The organism is Escherichia ruysiae, from assembly GCF_031323975.1.
GTDB classification, from domain to species: Bacteria; Pseudomonadota; Gammaproteobacteria; order Enterobacterales; family Enterobacteriaceae; genus Escherichia; species Escherichia ruysiae.
In genome coordinates this window covers 2,732,599-2,748,354 of sequence record NZ_JAVIWS010000001.1, presented here as the reverse complement: position 1 = coordinate 2,748,354, position 15,756 = coordinate 2,732,599, and the positions used below count along the sequence as shown (strand labels likewise).

Annotated in this window: 15 protein-coding genes and 1 pseudogene; 7 read left to right on the top strand and 9 right to left on the bottom strand. The window is 49.1% G+C overall.

All coding sequences use genetic code 11. From position 1 onward, the window contains the following. Positions 1-63 precede the first annotated feature (63 nt). From glnL to RGV86_RS13305, 3 genes are all read left to right on the top strand, one after another. Entirely contained in the window at positions 64-1,113 is a 1,050-nt protein-coding gene (gene glnL / locus RGV86_RS13315) for a nitrogen regulation protein NR(II) (protein WP_000190577.1), read from the top strand. Positions 1,114-1,124: 11 nt separating this feature from the next. Further along, the gene (gene glnG / locus RGV86_RS13310; protein WP_024212658.1) at positions 1,125-2,534 is read left to right on the top strand and encodes a nitrogen regulation protein NR(I); all 1,410 of its coding nucleotides are present in this window, start codon (positions 1,125-1,127) and stop codon (positions 2,532-2,534) included. A 111-nt stretch (positions 2,535-2,645) separates the two neighbouring features. After that, positions 2,646-2,756, top strand: coding sequence for a YshB family small membrane protein (locus tag RGV86_RS13305; protein ID WP_000893993.1), 111 nt, complete (start codon positions 2,646-2,648; stop codon positions 2,754-2,756). A 224-nt stretch (positions 2,757-2,980) separates the two neighbouring features. Here the strand turns inward: RGV86_RS13305 and hemN are convergent, their stop codons facing one another. The 3 genes and pseudogenes from hemN to RGV86_RS13290 all read right to left on the bottom strand — a co-directional run bounded on the left by hemN (position 2,981) and on the right by RGV86_RS13290 (position 5,398). Next, a complete protein-coding gene (gene hemN / locus RGV86_RS13300; RefSeq protein WP_085461420.1) occupies positions 2,981-4,354 on the bottom strand; it encodes an oxygen-independent coproporphyrinogen III oxidase in 1,374 nt (457 codons plus the stop codon). Positions 4,355-4,542: 188 nt separating this feature from the next. Beyond that, the gene (yihI, locus tag RGV86_RS13295) at positions 4,543-5,052 is read right to left on the bottom strand and encodes a Der GTPase-activating protein YihI (RefSeq protein WP_032227017.1); all 510 of its coding nucleotides are present in this window, start codon (positions 5,050-5,052) and stop codon (positions 4,543-4,545) included. Between the two features lie 118 nt (positions 5,053-5,170). Further along, a pseudogene (locus tag RGV86_RS13290) lies at positions 5,171-5,398 on the bottom strand (hypothetical protein). A 234-nt stretch (positions 5,399-5,632) separates the two neighbouring features. On the opposite strand from RGV86_RS13290, the gene yihA reads away from it, so the two are divergent. Next, complete coding sequence (gene yihA, locus RGV86_RS13285) at positions 5,633-6,265, top strand: ribosome biogenesis GTP-binding protein YihA/YsxC (RefSeq protein ID WP_000183347.1); 633 nt, start codon at positions 5,633-5,635, stop codon at positions 6,263-6,265. A gap of 173 nt (positions 6,266-6,438) precedes the next feature. Here yihA and spfP read toward each other — a convergent pair whose 3' ends face one another. Both spfP and polA read right to left on the bottom strand, forming a co-directional pair. Further along, positions 6,439-6,486: a small protein SpfP gene (gene spfP / locus RGV86_RS22505; protein ID WP_071892919.1), complete on the bottom strand. Its 48-nt coding sequence runs from the start codon at positions 6,484-6,486 to the stop codon at positions 6,439-6,441. Positions 6,487-6,651: 165 nt separating this feature from the next. After that, complete coding sequence (polA, locus tag RGV86_RS13280) at positions 6,652-9,438, bottom strand: DNA polymerase I (RefSeq protein WP_085461421.1); 2,787 nt, start codon at positions 9,436-9,438, stop codon at positions 6,652-6,654. 363 nt (positions 9,439-9,801) lie between these two features. On the opposite strand from polA, the gene yihG reads away from it, so the two are divergent. After that, positions 9,802-10,734 (top strand): 1-acylglycerol-3-phosphate O-acyltransferase YihG, encoded by a 933-nt coding sequence (gene yihG / locus RGV86_RS13275; RefSeq protein WP_085461422.1) that lies wholly within the window; start codon positions 9,802-9,804, stop codon positions 10,732-10,734. A gap of 39 nt (positions 10,735-10,773) precedes the next feature. Here yihG and RGV86_RS13270 read toward each other — a convergent pair whose 3' ends face one another. The 4 genes from RGV86_RS13270 to RGV86_RS13255 form a co-directional block, all read right to left on the bottom strand. Then, positions 10,774-12,204: a DUF945 family protein gene (locus RGV86_RS13270; protein ID WP_137598397.1), complete on the bottom strand. Its 1,431-nt coding sequence runs from the start codon at positions 12,202-12,204 to the stop codon at positions 10,774-10,776. Between the two features lie 154 nt (positions 12,205-12,358). Continuing rightward, positions 12,359-12,985, bottom strand: coding sequence for a thiol:disulfide interchange protein DsbA (gene dsbA / locus RGV86_RS13265; RefSeq protein ID WP_000725346.1), 627 nt, complete (start codon positions 12,983-12,985; stop codon positions 12,359-12,361). Positions 12,986-13,001: 16 nt separating this feature from the next. Then, positions 13,002-13,988: a stress response kinase SrkA gene (gene srkA / locus RGV86_RS13260; RefSeq protein ID WP_001062021.1), complete on the bottom strand. Its 987-nt coding sequence runs from the start codon at positions 13,986-13,988 to the stop codon at positions 13,002-13,004. 76 nt (positions 13,989-14,064) lie between these two features. Beyond that, positions 14,065-14,334 (bottom strand): YihD family protein, encoded by a 270-nt coding sequence (locus tag RGV86_RS13255; protein WP_001295263.1) that lies wholly within the window; start codon positions 14,332-14,334, stop codon positions 14,065-14,067. A gap of 69 nt (positions 14,335-14,403) precedes the next feature. Here RGV86_RS13255 and mobA point away from each other — a divergent pair, with 69 nt between their 5' ends. Together mobA and mobB are read left to right on the top strand one after the other, a co-directional pair. Then, positions 14,404-14,988: a molybdenum cofactor guanylyltransferase MobA gene (mobA, locus tag RGV86_RS13250; protein WP_085461424.1), complete on the top strand. Its 585-nt coding sequence runs from the start codon at positions 14,404-14,406 to the stop codon at positions 14,986-14,988. Continuing rightward, a complete protein-coding gene (gene mobB, locus RGV86_RS13245) occupies positions 14,970-15,497 on the top strand; it encodes a molybdopterin-guanine dinucleotide biosynthesis protein MobB (protein ID WP_000907635.1) in 528 nt (175 codons plus the stop codon). The genes mobA and mobB overlap by 19 nt, the downstream gene beginning before the upstream one ends. The last annotated feature ends 259 nt before the right edge of the window (positions 15,498-15,756 follow it).

Genomic DNA, 15,756 nt, shown 5'->3' with positions numbered 1-15,756 from the left:
GCTTTTTATCCGTAAAAAGCTATAATGCACTAAAATGGTGCAACCTGTTCAGGAGACTGCTTTATGGCAACAGGCACGCAGCCCGATGCTGGGCAGATCCTCAACTCGCTGATTAACAGTATTTTGTTAATCGATGACAACCTGGCGATTCATTACGCCAACCCCGCTGCGCAACAACTGCTCGCCCAAAGCTCCCGCAAATTGTTTGGTACGCCGTTACCGGAACTGTTGAGCTACTTCTCATTAAATATCGAGCTGATGCAAGAAAGTCTGGAGGCGGGGCAAGGTTTTACCGATAACGAAGTGACGCTGGTCATCGACGGGCGTTCGCATATCCTTTCTGTGACGGCCCAGCGTATGCCGGACGGCATGATCCTGCTGGAGATGGCACCAATGGATAACCAGCGCCGCTTAAGTCAGGAACAGCTACAGCACGCCCAGCAGGTAGCTGCCCGCGATTTGGTACGCGGCCTGGCACATGAGATTAAAAATCCGCTTGGCGGTTTACGTGGCGCGGCGCAGCTGCTCAGCAAAGCATTACCTGACCCGTCACTGCTGGAATATACCAAAGTGATTATCGAACAGGCGGACCGGCTGCGAAATCTGGTCGACCGTCTGTTGGGGCCGCAGCTGCCCGGTACGCGCGTTACCGAAAGTATTCACAAAGTGGCTGAACGCGTGGTGACGCTGGTGTCGATGGAACTGCCTGATAACGTGCGGTTGATTCGTGATTACGACCCCAGCCTGCCGGAACTGGCGCACGATCCGGATCAAATTGAACAGGTATTACTGAATATTGTGCGTAATGCGCTACAGGCGCTGGGGCCGGAAGGCGGCGAAATTATTCTGCGTACCCGCACGGCTTTCCAGCTGACCTTGCACGGTGAGCGTTATCGGCTGGCAGCGCGGATCGATGTGGAAGATAACGGGCCGGGTATCCCGCCTCACTTACAGGATACGCTGTTTTACCCGATGGTCAGCGGTCGCGAAGGCGGCACCGGGCTTGGCTTATCCATTGCCCGTAATTTGATTGATCAGCATTCAGGCAAAATTGAATTTACCAGTTGGCCAGGTCATACCGAGTTCTCGGTTTACCTGCCTATCAGGAAATAAAGGTGACGTTTATGCAACGAGGGATAGTCTGGGTAGTCGATGACGATAGTTCCATCCGTTGGGTGCTTGAACGTGCGCTCGCTGGGGCGGGTTTAACCTGTACGACATTTGAGAGCGGCACCGAAGTGCTGGATGCACTGGCGAGTAAAACGCCGGATGTACTGCTTTCAGATATCCGTATGCCCGGAATGGACGGACTGGCGTTGCTCAAGCAAATTAAACAACGCCATCCGATGCTTCCGGTCATCATTATGACCGCGCACTCGGATCTGGATGCCGCCGTTAGCGCCTATCAACAAGGGGCGTTTGATTATCTGCCCAAACCGTTTGATATCGACGAAGCCGTGGCGCTGGTTGAGCGCGCCATCAGCCATTATCAGGAACAGCAGCAGCCGCGCAATATTCAGCTTAACGGCCCGACGACCGATATCATCGGCGAAGCGCCAGCCATGCAGGACGTGTTCCGTATTATCGGTCGGCTCTCGCGCTCTTCCATTAGCGTGTTGATCAATGGCGAGTCCGGCACCGGTAAAGAGCTGGTCGCTCATGCCCTGCATCGCCACAGTCCGCGTGCCAAAGCGCCGTTTATCGCGCTGAATATGGCGGCTATCCCAAAAGATTTGATCGAATCAGAACTGTTCGGTCACGAGAAAGGCGCGTTTACTGGCGCGAATACTATTCGCCAGGGGCGTTTTGAACAGGCCGATGGCGGCACGTTATTTCTCGACGAAATTGGCGATATGCCGCTGGATGTGCAGACGCGTTTGCTGCGCGTGCTGGCAGACGGTCAGTTTTATCGCGTTGGTGGCTATGCGCCGGTGAAAGTGGATGTGCGTATTATTGCCGCGACTCACCAGAACCTGGAACTGCGCGTGCAGGAAGGCAAGTTCCGTGAGGATCTTTTCCACCGCCTGAACGTTATCCGCGTTCATCTGCCGCCACTGCGTGAGCGTCGGGAAGATATTCCCCGCCTGGCACGCCATTTTTTACAGGTTGCCGCGCGCGAACTGGGCGTAGAAGCGAAGTTGCTGCATCCGGAAACCGAAGCCGCCCTGACGCGTCTGGCATGGCCGGGGAACGTGCGCCAACTGGAAAACACCTGCCGCTGGTTAACGGTGATGGCCGCCGGACAGGAAGTGTTGATTCAGGATTTGCCCGGCGAACTGTTTGAATCTACGGTTCCGGAAAGTCCTTCCACTATGCAACCGGACAGTTGGGCAACGTTGTTAGCGCAATGGGCAGATCGGGCGCTGCGTTCCGGTCATCAAAACCTGCTTTCTGAAGCGCAGCCAGAGCTGGAGCGGACGTTACTAACTACTGCTTTGCGACATACGCAGGGGCATAAACAAGAAGCAGCGCGACTGCTTGGTTGGGGACGTAACACCCTGACACGTAAGTTAAAAGAGTTGGGGATGGAGTGATTCACGGCTGGTGTGTAAAGATTGATTATTGAGCGCAAATTGCTGTTATTTTGCGCTTTACTGTTCTGATAAGTTCAGTATGATCTTGCCCGGAATACGGGGGAAGTCATTATGCTGGAATCAATAATTAATCTGGTATCGAGTGGCGCAGTTGATAGCCACACACCGCAAACTGCCGTTGCGGCCATCCTGTGTGTCGCGATGATTGGGCTGTTTAGCTGAAGCTCGTTATAGACTGCTGAGTAGCCAATGCGAGCCTGATCGTCTCCCTAGAAGGCAAGAGGGCCAGAGTGAGGGTCATTGTTCGCATCGATGCCGGCATGTTCCCCTCACCCTAACCCTCTCCCCAATGGGGCGAGGGGACAGTTCGCATTCTTTTGTGAGGTTTGTCATCAATCTCATGGCGCTTCGTTTATCATCCTTATAAACGAAGCGCCATTCACAATTTAAATCACCCGTGAGAACTGCTGCATCCGCGCTTTCTGGCGCAGATAAGTATCAAAGCACATGCAGATGTTGCGGATCAGCAAGCGGCCTTTTGCCGTCACCTGAATCCCCTTCTCATTGACATCCACCAGCCCATCTTTTGCTAACGGGGCGAGAAGCTTGAGATCTTCCGCAAAGTAATCAGCGAAGTGCAAATCCCACTGTTGTTCAACGGGGGCGTAATCCAGACGGAAATTGCAGATAAGAGACTTAATCACATCGCGGCGAATACAGTCATCGCGCGTTAACGCAATACCGCGCCACAGCGCATTACCCTGTTCATCCACCTGCTGATAGTACTGCTTCAACTCTTTCTGGTTTTGCGCGTAGCAGTCGCCAATCATGCTGATGGCTGAAACACCCATCCCCAGCAGGTCGGTATCCCCCTGAGTGGTGTAGCCCTGGAAATTACGATGTAGCACGCCTTCACGCTGAGCCACAGCCAGCTCGTCATCCGGGCGGGCAAAGTGATCCATACCAATAAACTGATAACCCGATTGCGTCAGGAAAGCGATGGTTTCCTGCAGGATATCGAGTTTCTGCTGCGGACTCGGCAGGTCAGTATCTTTGATTTTACGCTGAGCAGCAAAAATGGTCGGCAAATGCGCGTAGTTAAAGACGCTCAGACGATCGGGGTTCAGCTCCGCCACGCGTTTCAGGGTAAAGGCGAAACTCTCCGGCGTCTGTTTCGGCAGGCCGTAAATCAGGTCAATGTTGGTGGAGGTAAAGCCAATCTCACGCGCATGGTTAAGCAGCGCAAAGATGAATTCTTCATCCTGCTCGCGATTGACCAGACGCTGTACTTCTTTGTTGAAGTCCTGCACGCCCATGCTCAGGCGATTAAATCCTTCGGAACGTAAATGATCGAGTACATCCAGTTCGATTTCACGCGGATCGACTTCGATCGAGATTTCCGCGTCGGCAGTAAACTGGAAGTTTTCCCGCAGCAGCTTCATCAGGCGGCTGATTTGCGCTTTATTCAGGTACGTCGGCGTACCGCCACCCCAGTGCAACTGACTAACGTGACGCCCGGCAAACAGCGGTGCACGATGAACGATTTCTTGCTCCAGCGCGTCCAGATACTGATCGGCCTTGTGCTGCTGGCGTGTGACAATCTTATTGCAACCACAGAAGTAGCAAAGCTTGTGGCAGAACGGAATATGAACGTAGAGAGATAATGGACGCTCAGGGTAGCGCGCCACGGCTTGTAAAAACGCCTGTTCGCCGAAGTCTTCTGAAAACTCCAGCGCGGTCGGGTACGAGGTGTATCGTGGCCCGGAATAGTTATATTTCTGGATCAGGGCCAGATCCCAGTCGATTTGCTGTACAGACATACTCACTCCTTCCGATGGCGTCTCTGGCGGCTACGGCGTACCGGCGGATGCCCGTTTCGGGTCATCAGCCGGTTGCGCAGCCACTTTTGTCGCCGCGACAACCGCCGTAGTTTAACGAATAACCACACCAGATAACATATAACCGGAAGGGTTATCAGCAGAACGGGAAGGCCCACGGTGGCAATCCGTTAGTTGCCCCGCAGCAGACGCATCATGTCTTCTTGCTTCTCGTCTTCTTCCTCTTCTTCATCGTCGTCATAAGAGAGGCCGAGTTTCTGCATCAACTCATCAATACGATCCAGTTTGGCATCAACCCAGGATTGCTCTTCGGCGCTCAGGGTTTCGCCTGCTTCCAGACGTTCCAGCAGCGCATCCAGACGCTCATCCGTTTCCAGTAACTCCAACTCCGCCTGCGGTGAAAGCATAGGTTTCTCACTCTTCGGTTTGTGCTGTTTGGTGACTTTTTCAGTCACGCCCAATGGAATAGGGGTTTTACTACCAATGCGTGGATCTTTCGGTGCGTTCTGGCCTTTGTTGCCTGATGTCGTTTTACCGCCCGCTGCGCGGCTGCCCGGCGCATGACCACGACGTTTTTTCTGGCGCTTGCGGTCACGAGCTTCCTGATCCAGCTCCTCGCGTGTTTTTCTACGCGCTTTTGCGTGACCTTTGCTGCGTGAGTTTGAAGATGATGGTTTCATAATGATTCGTCTTTTTGCCGTTTTATTCAGTATAGATTTGCGGCGGAATCTAACAGAAAGCAAGCAAAGAAAAAAGGCGACAGATTACTCTGTCGCCTTTTTTCCTGACTCATAACCCTTAACGGGTCTTACAATCCTTGCAGGCCGCCAACACACCCTGTTTTTCCATTAGCCAGAACATTCCGTGTTGATTCCATTTCCGTTTAATTACGTCTCCGGACGTTTGTCTTCCTGACAATCCTCTGTCTTCGCCTCCTGGCGCTCCTGACCCTCATCCTGAGTCATCTTCCTGTTAGCGTCCTCGCTCTATGGGTGCTACTTTACGCTTCTGCGCTAAACAAACAATAAACTATCATCAGTATTTTCTCATTTTCAGATTATTGTATAAAACTAATCACATGATTTATTTGACCTATTTGACATGCATCGCAGAATTTTCTCTTCGATTTCGCATAAAGATGATCGGCAATGTCTCACAAAGTATGTGGCTTTTACTTACACCATGCCCCCCGAAAAATCCGTCTTTTATTGTGGTTCAGGTATAATCGCTGAAAAGCTTTGACTGACGGAGACGACCGCTTTGACTAATTTGAATTATCAACAGACGCATTTTGTGATGAGTGCGCCTGATATTCGCCACTTACCTTCCGATACCGGAATCGAAGTGGCTTTTGCAGGCCGTTCCAACGCAGGTAAATCCAGCGCGCTGAACACGCTGACTAACCAGAAAAGCCTGGCTCGTACCTCGAAAACACCAGGGCGCACCCAGCTTATCAACCTGTTTGAAGTGGCTGATGGCAAGCGTCTGGTTGACTTGCCTGGCTACGGTTATGCGGAAGTCCCGGAAGAGATGAAGCGCAAATGGCAGCGCGCGCTCGGCGAATACCTCGAAAAACGTCAGAGCCTGCAAGGTCTGGTGGTGCTGATGGATATTCGCCATCCGCTGAAAGATCTCGATCAGCAGATGATTGAGTGGGCGGTGGACAGTAATATCGCCGTGTTGGTGCTACTGACCAAAGCGGACAAACTGGCGAGCGGTGCACGTAAAGCGCAATTGAATATGGTGCGTGAAGCGGTGCTGGCATTTAATGGTGATGTGCAGGTAGAGACCTTCTCTTCGCTGAAGAAACAAGGTGTGGATAAGCTGCGTCAGAAGCTGGATACCTGGTTTAGCGAAATGCAGCCCATCGAAGAGAATCAGGACGGCGAATAATTTTTCTTTCCCCGGTGCCGGATGTAGCTTAAATGCTTTGTCTGGCCAGGGACTTCAAAATATTGCGACTCACGCCGTAAATCTGATAAGCGTTATGCATCAGGCAATTCAGATCTTTTCTCTCGCCCAATAAAAAACGCCCCAGTCATTACTGACTGGGGCGGCTAAAAAATTCAGCCAAATCCGATTACGTGAAGTAAAAGGTCTGAAAGATAGAACATCTTACCTCTGTACCCTACGCGAATAACTTTACTCTTTTTTGTTCAGTTCAGAAAGCATTTTTTGTAATTTTTTTTCAGTTGTTGCATAGGAATTTCTAATAGCCATCACAAAACGTGACAGCTTATGTTGCTTACTTACGAAAAAAGGGCTTATTCAGGCGAATCTTAGTGCGCCTGATCCCAGTTTTCACCGCTTCCGACTTCCACCAGCAACGGCACATCCAGACGGGTACAGTTTTCCATCAATTGATGGATTTTCTTTGATACCACATCGAGATCATCTTTATGAACTTCAAATACCAGTTCATCGTGTACCTGCATGATCATACGAACGCGCGGTTGCTCGGCCTGTAACCATGCATCGACGGCAATCATCGCCCGTTTGATGATGTCGGCTGCAGTTCCCTGCATCGGCGCGTTAATTGCTGCACGTTCAGCCGCAGCACGACGCGCACCGTTGCTGGACTTGATATCCGGCAAATAGAGACGGCGTCCGTCCAGCGTTTCAACGTAGCCCTGCTCTTTCGCCTGAGCACGGGTGCGTTCCATATACTCCAGCACGCCAGGGTAGCGTTCGAAGTAAAGATCCATGTACTTCTGCGCTTCTTTACGTGGAATGTTCAATTGCCGCGCCAGACCGAAAGCACTCATGCCATAAATCAGACCAAAGTTGATTGCTTTCGCGCTACGGCGTTGCTCGCTGGTGACGGTTTCCAGTGGCAAACCAAACACTTCTGCCGCCGTTGCCCGGTGGATATCTTTTCCTTCTGCAAATGCAGTCAGCAAGCCTTTGTCTCGCGAGAGATGCGCCATAATGCGCAATTCAATCTGCGAGTAGTCCGCTGAGACAATCACATAATCCTCTGGCGCAATAAACGCCTGGCGGATACGACGACCTTCTTCGTTACGCACCGGAATGTTTTGCAGGTTAGGATCGGTTGACGATAAACGTCCCGTTGCAGTTACTGCCTGGTGATAAGAGGTATGCACACGCCCGGTTTTCGGGTTGATCATCAGCGGCAGCTTGTCGGTGTAAGTCGATTTCAGCTTCGCCAGACCACGATACTCCAGAATCACTTTTGGCAACGGATAGTCCAGCGCCAGTTCTTCCAGTACCTCTTCCGACGTTGACGGCGCACCACCCGGCGTTTTTTTCAGCGGCTTAATACCTTGTTTTTCAAAAAGAATAGTTTGCAATTGCTTGGTGGACGAAAGGTTAAATTCCTCACCTGCAATTTCATGCGCTTTCTTTTCCAGCTCCGCCAGACGCAGAGTGAGCTCTTCAGAATGATTGTGCAGCACTTTCGGGTCGATCTTCACACCGTTGCGTTCGATGCGTGAAAGCACCGGCACCAGCGGCATTTCGATGTTTTCGAAGACGTTCAACGGCCCTTTGTGTTTCTGCAGATCCGGCCACATTTTCAGATGCAATTGTAAGGTGACGTCTGCATCTTCGGCGGCGTAGCGACCGGCCTCTTCCAGGGCAATCTGGTTAAAGGTCAGTTGATTTTTGCCTTTACCGGCAATCTCTTCAAAAGTGATAGTTTTGTGCTTCAACCAACGTTCCGCGAGGCTGTCCATATCGTGACGCCCGGCAACGCTATTGAGAATGTAGGACTCCAGCATGGTATCAAACGCAATCCCACGCAGTTCAATGCCGTAGTTCGCCAGAATACCGCGATCGTATTTCAGGTTTTGCCCGACCTTCAGCGCCTTTTCATCTTCCAGCAGCGGTTTTAGCAACTCGAGTGCACGCTCGCGAGAGATTTGATCGGGCGCATCGAGATAATCATGAGCAACCGGAATATAGGCCGCTATGCCTGGCTCGATAGCAAAGGAAAGCCCCACCAGGTTGGCAGAGATGTTATCGAGGCTGTCAGTTTCGGTATCAAATGCAAATACCGGCGCTTTTTCCAGCTTCGTAATCCATTCTTTCAGCGTATCTTCATCAAGGATAGTGACGTAGTTATCGTAAGAAATCACCGTTGCCACCACTTCTGGCGTTTCGTCGACAACAAGCGTTTCCTGCGGCTTCGCGGCAGGTTTAGACCCTTTGGCCTGTAACCATTTGCCCGCCTCTACATCAGCAGTCCAGCGTTTGAACTCATACTTTTTGAACAGCCCCAACAACTCTTCAGCCGCCGGTTGCTGCACTTCCAGTTGTTCACAGGTCAGTTCCAGCTCAACATCGGTTTTAATCGTCGCCAGCTGGTAAGAGAGATAAGCCACTTCTTTGTTTTGCTCTAGCTTCGCCGCCATTGTTTTCGCGCCACGGAAGCTTAGGCCAGCAATTTTTTCCGGCTCGGCATACAGCGTATCCAGCCCGCCAAGCCCCTGCAGCAGTGCCTGCGCAGTTTTTTCACCCACGCCCGGTACGCCTGGGATGTTATCGGAGGAGTCGCCCATCAGAGCCAGGAAGTCAATGATCAGTTCTGGCGGTACGCCGTACTTATTCACCACCTCTTCCGGGCCGAGGATGGTGTTTGTCATGGTATTGATAAGCGTAATATTTGGCGTCACCAACTGCGCCATATCTTTGTCGCCAGTGCTGATCAGCACCGGACGCCCGGCTTTTTCGGCTTCGCGCGCCAGAGTGCCGATAACGTCGTCCGCTTCTACGCCAGAAACCGCCAACAGCGGCAGTCCCATCGCTTTAACCATCGCGTGCAGAGGTTCTATTTGTGCTCGCAAATCGTCCGGCATTGGCGGGCGATGTGATTTGTAATGTTCAAACAGTTCATCACGAAAGGTTTTTCCCTTGGCGTCAAAGACCACCGCTGCATGTGTCGGTTTATATTGCATGATTAGACTACGCAGCATGTTGAGGACACCGTACATCGCACCGGTCGGCTCGCCTGCGCTGTTGGTCAGCGGCGGAAACGCGTGATATGCGCGATAAAGATAAGATGAACCATCTACAAGGATAAGTGGATTTTGGGGGATCTGAACCATAATGTCCGTGCCTGTTTATCAGATTATGGGTAAAGGATGCCACAGACAGGATGAAAACATGAGTTTTTCACCGCTTTTCGTGAAAATCTTTTGTAGATCTTCTGGATCGCTCGCAAATCGTCATGTGGATAACTTTGTGCATAAATTATTTACATCGCTTTTAATTTATTATCATGCTTTTTACAGCATGATGTTTATCTTTGTTTTTCATGAGCTTAAAAATAAATCCAGCCCTAACAATTGAAATAATAGGATTTCTTCTAATGTGGATAGATATAAATTATTTTTCTACTTTAGGATCATCCGTTATTTGGGGGGGTTTCTGCTAAAATCTGCGCCTTGCGCGTCTTTGGCGCACTGTCTATGGCTAACTTTTTGAATAAATTAATTATGACGAGAATACTCGCTACGATAACCCTTTTGCTGAGTATCGTATTGACCATTTTGGTTACCATTTTTTGTTCCGTCCCGATCATCATTGCCGGGATCGTAAAACTATTGTTACCTGTGCCAATGATATGGCGAAAAGTTTCACGTTTTTGTGATTTTATGATGTATTGCTGGTGCGAAGGGCTGGCGCTATTACTGCACCTTAATCCACATTTGCGATGGGAAGTTCACGGGCTGGAAGGGTTAAGTAAAAAGAACTGGTATCTGCTTATTTGTAATCACCGTAGCTGGGCAGATATTGTCGTACTGTGCGTGCTGTTTCGTAAGCACATTCCGATGAATAAATATTTCCTCAAACAGCAACTGGCCTGGGTGCCTTTTCTTGGCCTGGCATGTTGGGCGCTGGATATGCCGTTTATGAAGCGTTATTCCCGCGCTTATTTGTTACGTCATCCGGAGCGACGCGGTAAAGATGTAGAAACTACTCGTCGTTCCTGCGAAAAATTTCGCCTGCATCCTACCACTATTGTAAATTTTGTTGAGGGTTCCCGCTTCACTGAAGAGAAACACCAGCAAACCCACTCAAAATTTCAAAATCTTCTGCCACCAAAAGCTGCCGGTATTGCGATGGCGCTGAATGTATTAGGTAAACAATTCGATAAATTGCTCAACGTTACGCTGTGTTATCCGGATAATCACCGTCAACCATTCTTCGATATGTTAAGTGGTAAACTGACCAGGATTGTCGTGCATGTGGATTTACAGCCTATTGCTGAAGAATTGCATGGCGACTATATCAGTGACAAAAGCTTTAAACGCCATTTTCAGCAATGGCTGAACTCACTGTGGCATGAAAAAGACAGGCTTCTGACGTCATTGATGTCATCGCAGCGCCAGGATAAGTAGTTTTTCTCGCCTCTGAATTAGCAGAGGCGAGATATTATATTAATGTGCAAAACGTCCGGCACGAGACATAAATTCTTCTTCGCTCATCTCCTGTCCGTTAAAAACAACTTTACCCGGTGTATAACGCAACTGCAGCGAGGCGGTATTGTTGTCAATCGTGATTAACTGAAACATCTGACCTAATGTCATCATCCCGCTGATTTGTTTATCTGCCCGCTTCTGAGCTTTTTCAGCATCCAATCCTTCAGATAAATTAAGCTGTTTTGCGGTTTCTGTAACAACATTAATCGGTAAAGCCACGTTTAAATTGAACGATTTAATATTTTTGTTTGTGGATGATGAAGATTTAGCTGGATCATCAATACTCAGATCCAGATTGGCGTTTAGTTCTCCGAGAGTATTTCTCCAGCTAACCGGCAATTTAATAACTGGCTCACTTTTTTGTAATAACGGCAAATACTCTTTGAACAATGCAGCATTCACTTCTTGCAGAGCTGCTTTATCGTTTGCTAGCTCAGGGTGTGCAGTAAGCTGCTTTTGCATCGCAATGTTATACAGGATGATAAATTGGCGCACCGCTGAGGGATCAATAGATTCAGCAATCAATGACCACTCACCACTACCGAGTTGCTGATTCCCTTTTGTTAACTTATCAAGTTCGTAGGTCAGATTGACATTGATATAATCTTTGTCTTTTACGCGATCCAGCCTGGTTTTTGCAACGAAAGCATCGATTTGGGCAACGTCTTCTCCGCGATTGATAATGTTAATCTGATTAAATTTCGACTCGCTTTCACCCACCGGAAATTTCTTTTCTTCTAATCGCGTCAGAGAATTAATGGTAAAACTCTTCGCCGTTACTTTGCTTATTGGCGATAATTTCAGGACAATATCTTCGACCTTGCCTTCAATATCCAGGTTAGACAATGAACTATCATCACCATTAAAAGTAAACTGGCCTTCACCAAAGGAAAACTCTCCATACTCTGCAGGGGCAACATCTAATGTCGTGGAAAATGAGCCACCAAACGCGAATCGCAATTTCGCTTCAACGGGCGATTTATTTTTCGAGGCGATAAATAGCGGTTGTGTCAGTTCATTATTCACTAAGTTCACTTTTGCCGCTGCCAGTGCGGGGATGACATTACCACGCATTAACATTGTGATGGGTAACGGACCGTGCTCAATATCTACATCAAATGCAACTTTCTGGCCTGGTTTGATATTGAGATCGGGTGCACCGTTATCAAATATAATTTGCATCTGAAAATGAGAATTAAAAAAACCTTTTTCAAAATTTTTATAACTTAATGTCATCGCGTAGGCATGTTCACCTTTCTTTTTAGCATCGTTAAAATCTTTAATAAACTTTTCGACACCTGGCTGAATTTGCGTACCTGTGTACCATGTGCCACCCCCCCAGATAACGGCTAACGCAACAATGACACCTGTAGCTGACTTACGTATCATATAAATATTCCCTGATAAAATAGCAAAACTTTGAATATCCACTTATGCTGAAATAATGTCCAGTAACAGGACGCATTATCAGAATGTATTTATATTTATTAAATAATAAAAAAAGCCCGTGAATATTCACGAGCCTTATGTAATTTACAATGAATTATTTTTTCTCAGACAGATATTTCACAGTATCAGCATACTGCTGAACAAAAACATCCATATTGCTGGTATCCATACCCTGCGGATTCAGCTGATATTTACCGTTAACAAACATCGCCGGAACGCCACGCAATTGCATGTCGGCTGCGGCTTTTTCCTGCTGAGCGACCAGAGATTTCACCACGAAGCTGTTCCACGCTGCGTCGTACTCTTCACTTTTAATACCTGCGTTGATAAACACATCGCGGATATCAGATGCAGAACGAATGGTCTGGGTTTTCTGTACGCCTTCAAACAGCGGAACAGTGACTTTGTCTTCCACGCCCAGCGCCATTGCCACTGCCCATGCCTGAGTCAGTTCTTTGCCCAGATCCCCGCCCATGAAGTTAACGTGGTATTTAGTCATCTTCACGCCTTCCGGCAGTTTTTTCTTCACGTTATCAGAAATATGCAGAACTTCTTCAAACTGATAGCAGTGCGGACAGAAGAAAGAGAAAAACTCCAGCACTTGCGGCGCGCCAGCAACCGGTTTTTCCAGGGTGGTGTACTGCTTACCATCTTCATACTGCGCCGCCGATGCGCTAAACGCTAAAACTAAACCAGCCAGCGCCAGCCAAATCTTTTTCATGATCTACTCTCTCCGATTAATACATAGGTGTTAATTGCAAAGGGGGTTCTTGTAGAACTTTTGCCTGTTCTATAAAAGTCGCCGTCTGTCGCAGCCAGTAATCTTCCCCGGTTAACCACGGGAAATTTTTCGGGAACGCGGGATCAGCCCAACGCCGCATTAGCCAGGCAAGATAATAAACCAAACGCATGGCGCGTAAAGGTTCAATCAGTCCGATTTCAGCGGTATCGAACTCGCTAAACTCTTCATAAGCTTCAATAATAGTTTCCAGTTGCATCCGCTGCTCGGCTTTATCACCATTCAGCAACATCCACAAATCCTGAATAGCCGGACCATTACGTGCATCATCCAGATCGACAAACATCGGACCATCGCGCCAGAGAATGTTCCCGGCATGGCAGTCACCATGTAGCCGCAGAACGGTGAAATCTTCCCGCCAGTGTGCTGTAACAGCGGCGATCAGCTCGTCCGTCGCTTTCAGAAATGCCGCTTTCAACCCGGAAGGGATCAGTGTAGCGTCCTCAAACAGCTTGCGTGGCTCAATAAGATACTCATTCAGGCCGATAGTCGGGCGATGGATAAAAAGCTGTTTGCGCCCCGTCTGGTGCATACGCCCCAGATAACGGCCAACCGCTTCCATCTGATCGATATTATCAGCTTCGAACTGGCGACCACCGACGCTTGAGAAAACGGCGAAATAAAATCCCTGATGATTCAATAAAGTCTGACCATTAAAGACCACTGGCGCTGCGACCGGCACTTCATCGTTTACCAGCTGCAACGCAAATTGATGTTCTTCGAGGATTTGATAGGCTGTCCAGCGTTCAGGACGATAAAATTTAACGACAAAGCGTCGGCGATCTTCGTCCTGAAATTGATAGACACGGTTTTCATAGCTGTTAAGCGGGGTAAGCCCGGAATCCACCCGGATCCCTTGCTCAAACAGAGCGTCCATGATGGTATCCGGGTGTAGTGTCTGGAAAGTAAAAGCGTTGTTGTTCATCCCATCATCCGGAAAACATTACGAATGATGAAGGATATCATTTCACGATGATTTTGGTCGCGCCGCTTACAAGCTTTTACTCTTTAATTACGCCGCGTGCGCGTAACAGCGCCGTTTTGAAGTCTTCTTCATAATCTTTCTGCAAACCAGGGATCACCGCATCTTTCGCGGAATCACGCATTTTCAGGTGATAGATCAGAATGTCATCCGTCAAATCCGCCAGTTCGCCGTCAAAACCTGACTCTTTCGCCAGTTTCTGCAAAAATTGCAACAAGTTAAGGTCTGGCTCTTTTTGCCAGGCTGGCTGGAGGAGTTCAATAACTTCATTCAGACGTTTACATTTCATAGTGATGCTCCTTACTCTTGAGACAGACACGTTAGCAGGGTCAATCCCACAATAAAAGAGGCGATATCGGTGAATCTGATGACGATGATAACAGGCGTTGTGCTGGCGGGCGGTAAAGCCAGACGAATGGGCGGCGTAGATAAAGGATTGCTTGAATTAAACGGCAAACCGCTGTGGCAACATGTCGCTGACGCGCTTATGACGCAGCTCTCTCACGTCGTGGTTAATGCTAATCGTCATCAGGAAATTTATCAGGCAAGCGGCCTGAAAGTGATTGAAGATTCACTGGCGGATTACCCAGGCCCTCTGGCAGGAATGCTTTCAGTAATGCAGCAGGAAGCGGGTGAGTGGTTTTTGTTTTGCCCGTGCGATACGCCTTACATTCCCCATGATTTAGCCGCCCGGCTTAATCATCAGCGCAAAGATGCGCCTGTCGTGTGGGTCCACGACGGTGAACGCGATCACCCGACTATTGCTCTGGTAAACCGCGCAATTGAGCCTTTATTACTAGAATATCTGCAAACAGGAGAACGCCGGGTAATGGCATTTATGCGTCTGGCTGGCGGTCATGCGGTTGATTTCAGCGATCGCAAAGAGGCATTTATAAACGTGAATACGCCAGAGGAACTTGCCCGATGGCAGGAAAGACAATGATACCGTTACTCGCCTTTGCCGCGTGGAGTGGCACCGGAAAAACTACGCTGCTGAAAAAACTGATCCCGGCATTATGCGCCAGAGGGATCAGCCCGGGGTTAATTAAGCATACACATCATGATATGGATGTTGATAAGCCAGGCAAAGATAGCTATGAGCTGCGCAAGGCTGGCGCGGCGCAAACCATCGTTGCCAGCCAGCAACGATGGGCTTTGATGACGGAAACGCCAGACGAAGAAGAACTGGATCTGCATTTCCTCGCAAGTCGAATGGATACCTCAAAGCTAGATTTGATTCTGGTCGAAGGGTTTAAGCATGAAGAGATCGCGAAGATTGTGCTGTTTCGTGATGGAGCCGGACATCGACCGGAAGAGTTGGTGATAGACAGGCATGTCATTGCTGTGGCCAGCGATGTACCGCTTAATGTTGATGTTGCGTTACTGGATATTAATGATGTTGAGGGGCTGGCTGATTTTGTGGTGAAGTGGATGCAAAAGCAGAAGGGATAATACAAGGCTGGATAAGACGCGCCAGCGTCGCATCCGGCATTTTTCTGCACCAGCGCAAAAAGGCCATCCTTACGGATGGCCTTCTGCTTTATCTGATGCCTGGCAGTTTATGGCGGGCGTCCTGCCCGCCACCCTCCGGGCCGTTGCTTCGCAACGTTCAAATCCGCTCCCGGCGGATTTGTCCTGCTCAGGAGAGCGTTCACCGACAAACAACAGATAAAACAAAAGGCCCAGTCTTCCGACTGAGCCTTTTGTTTTA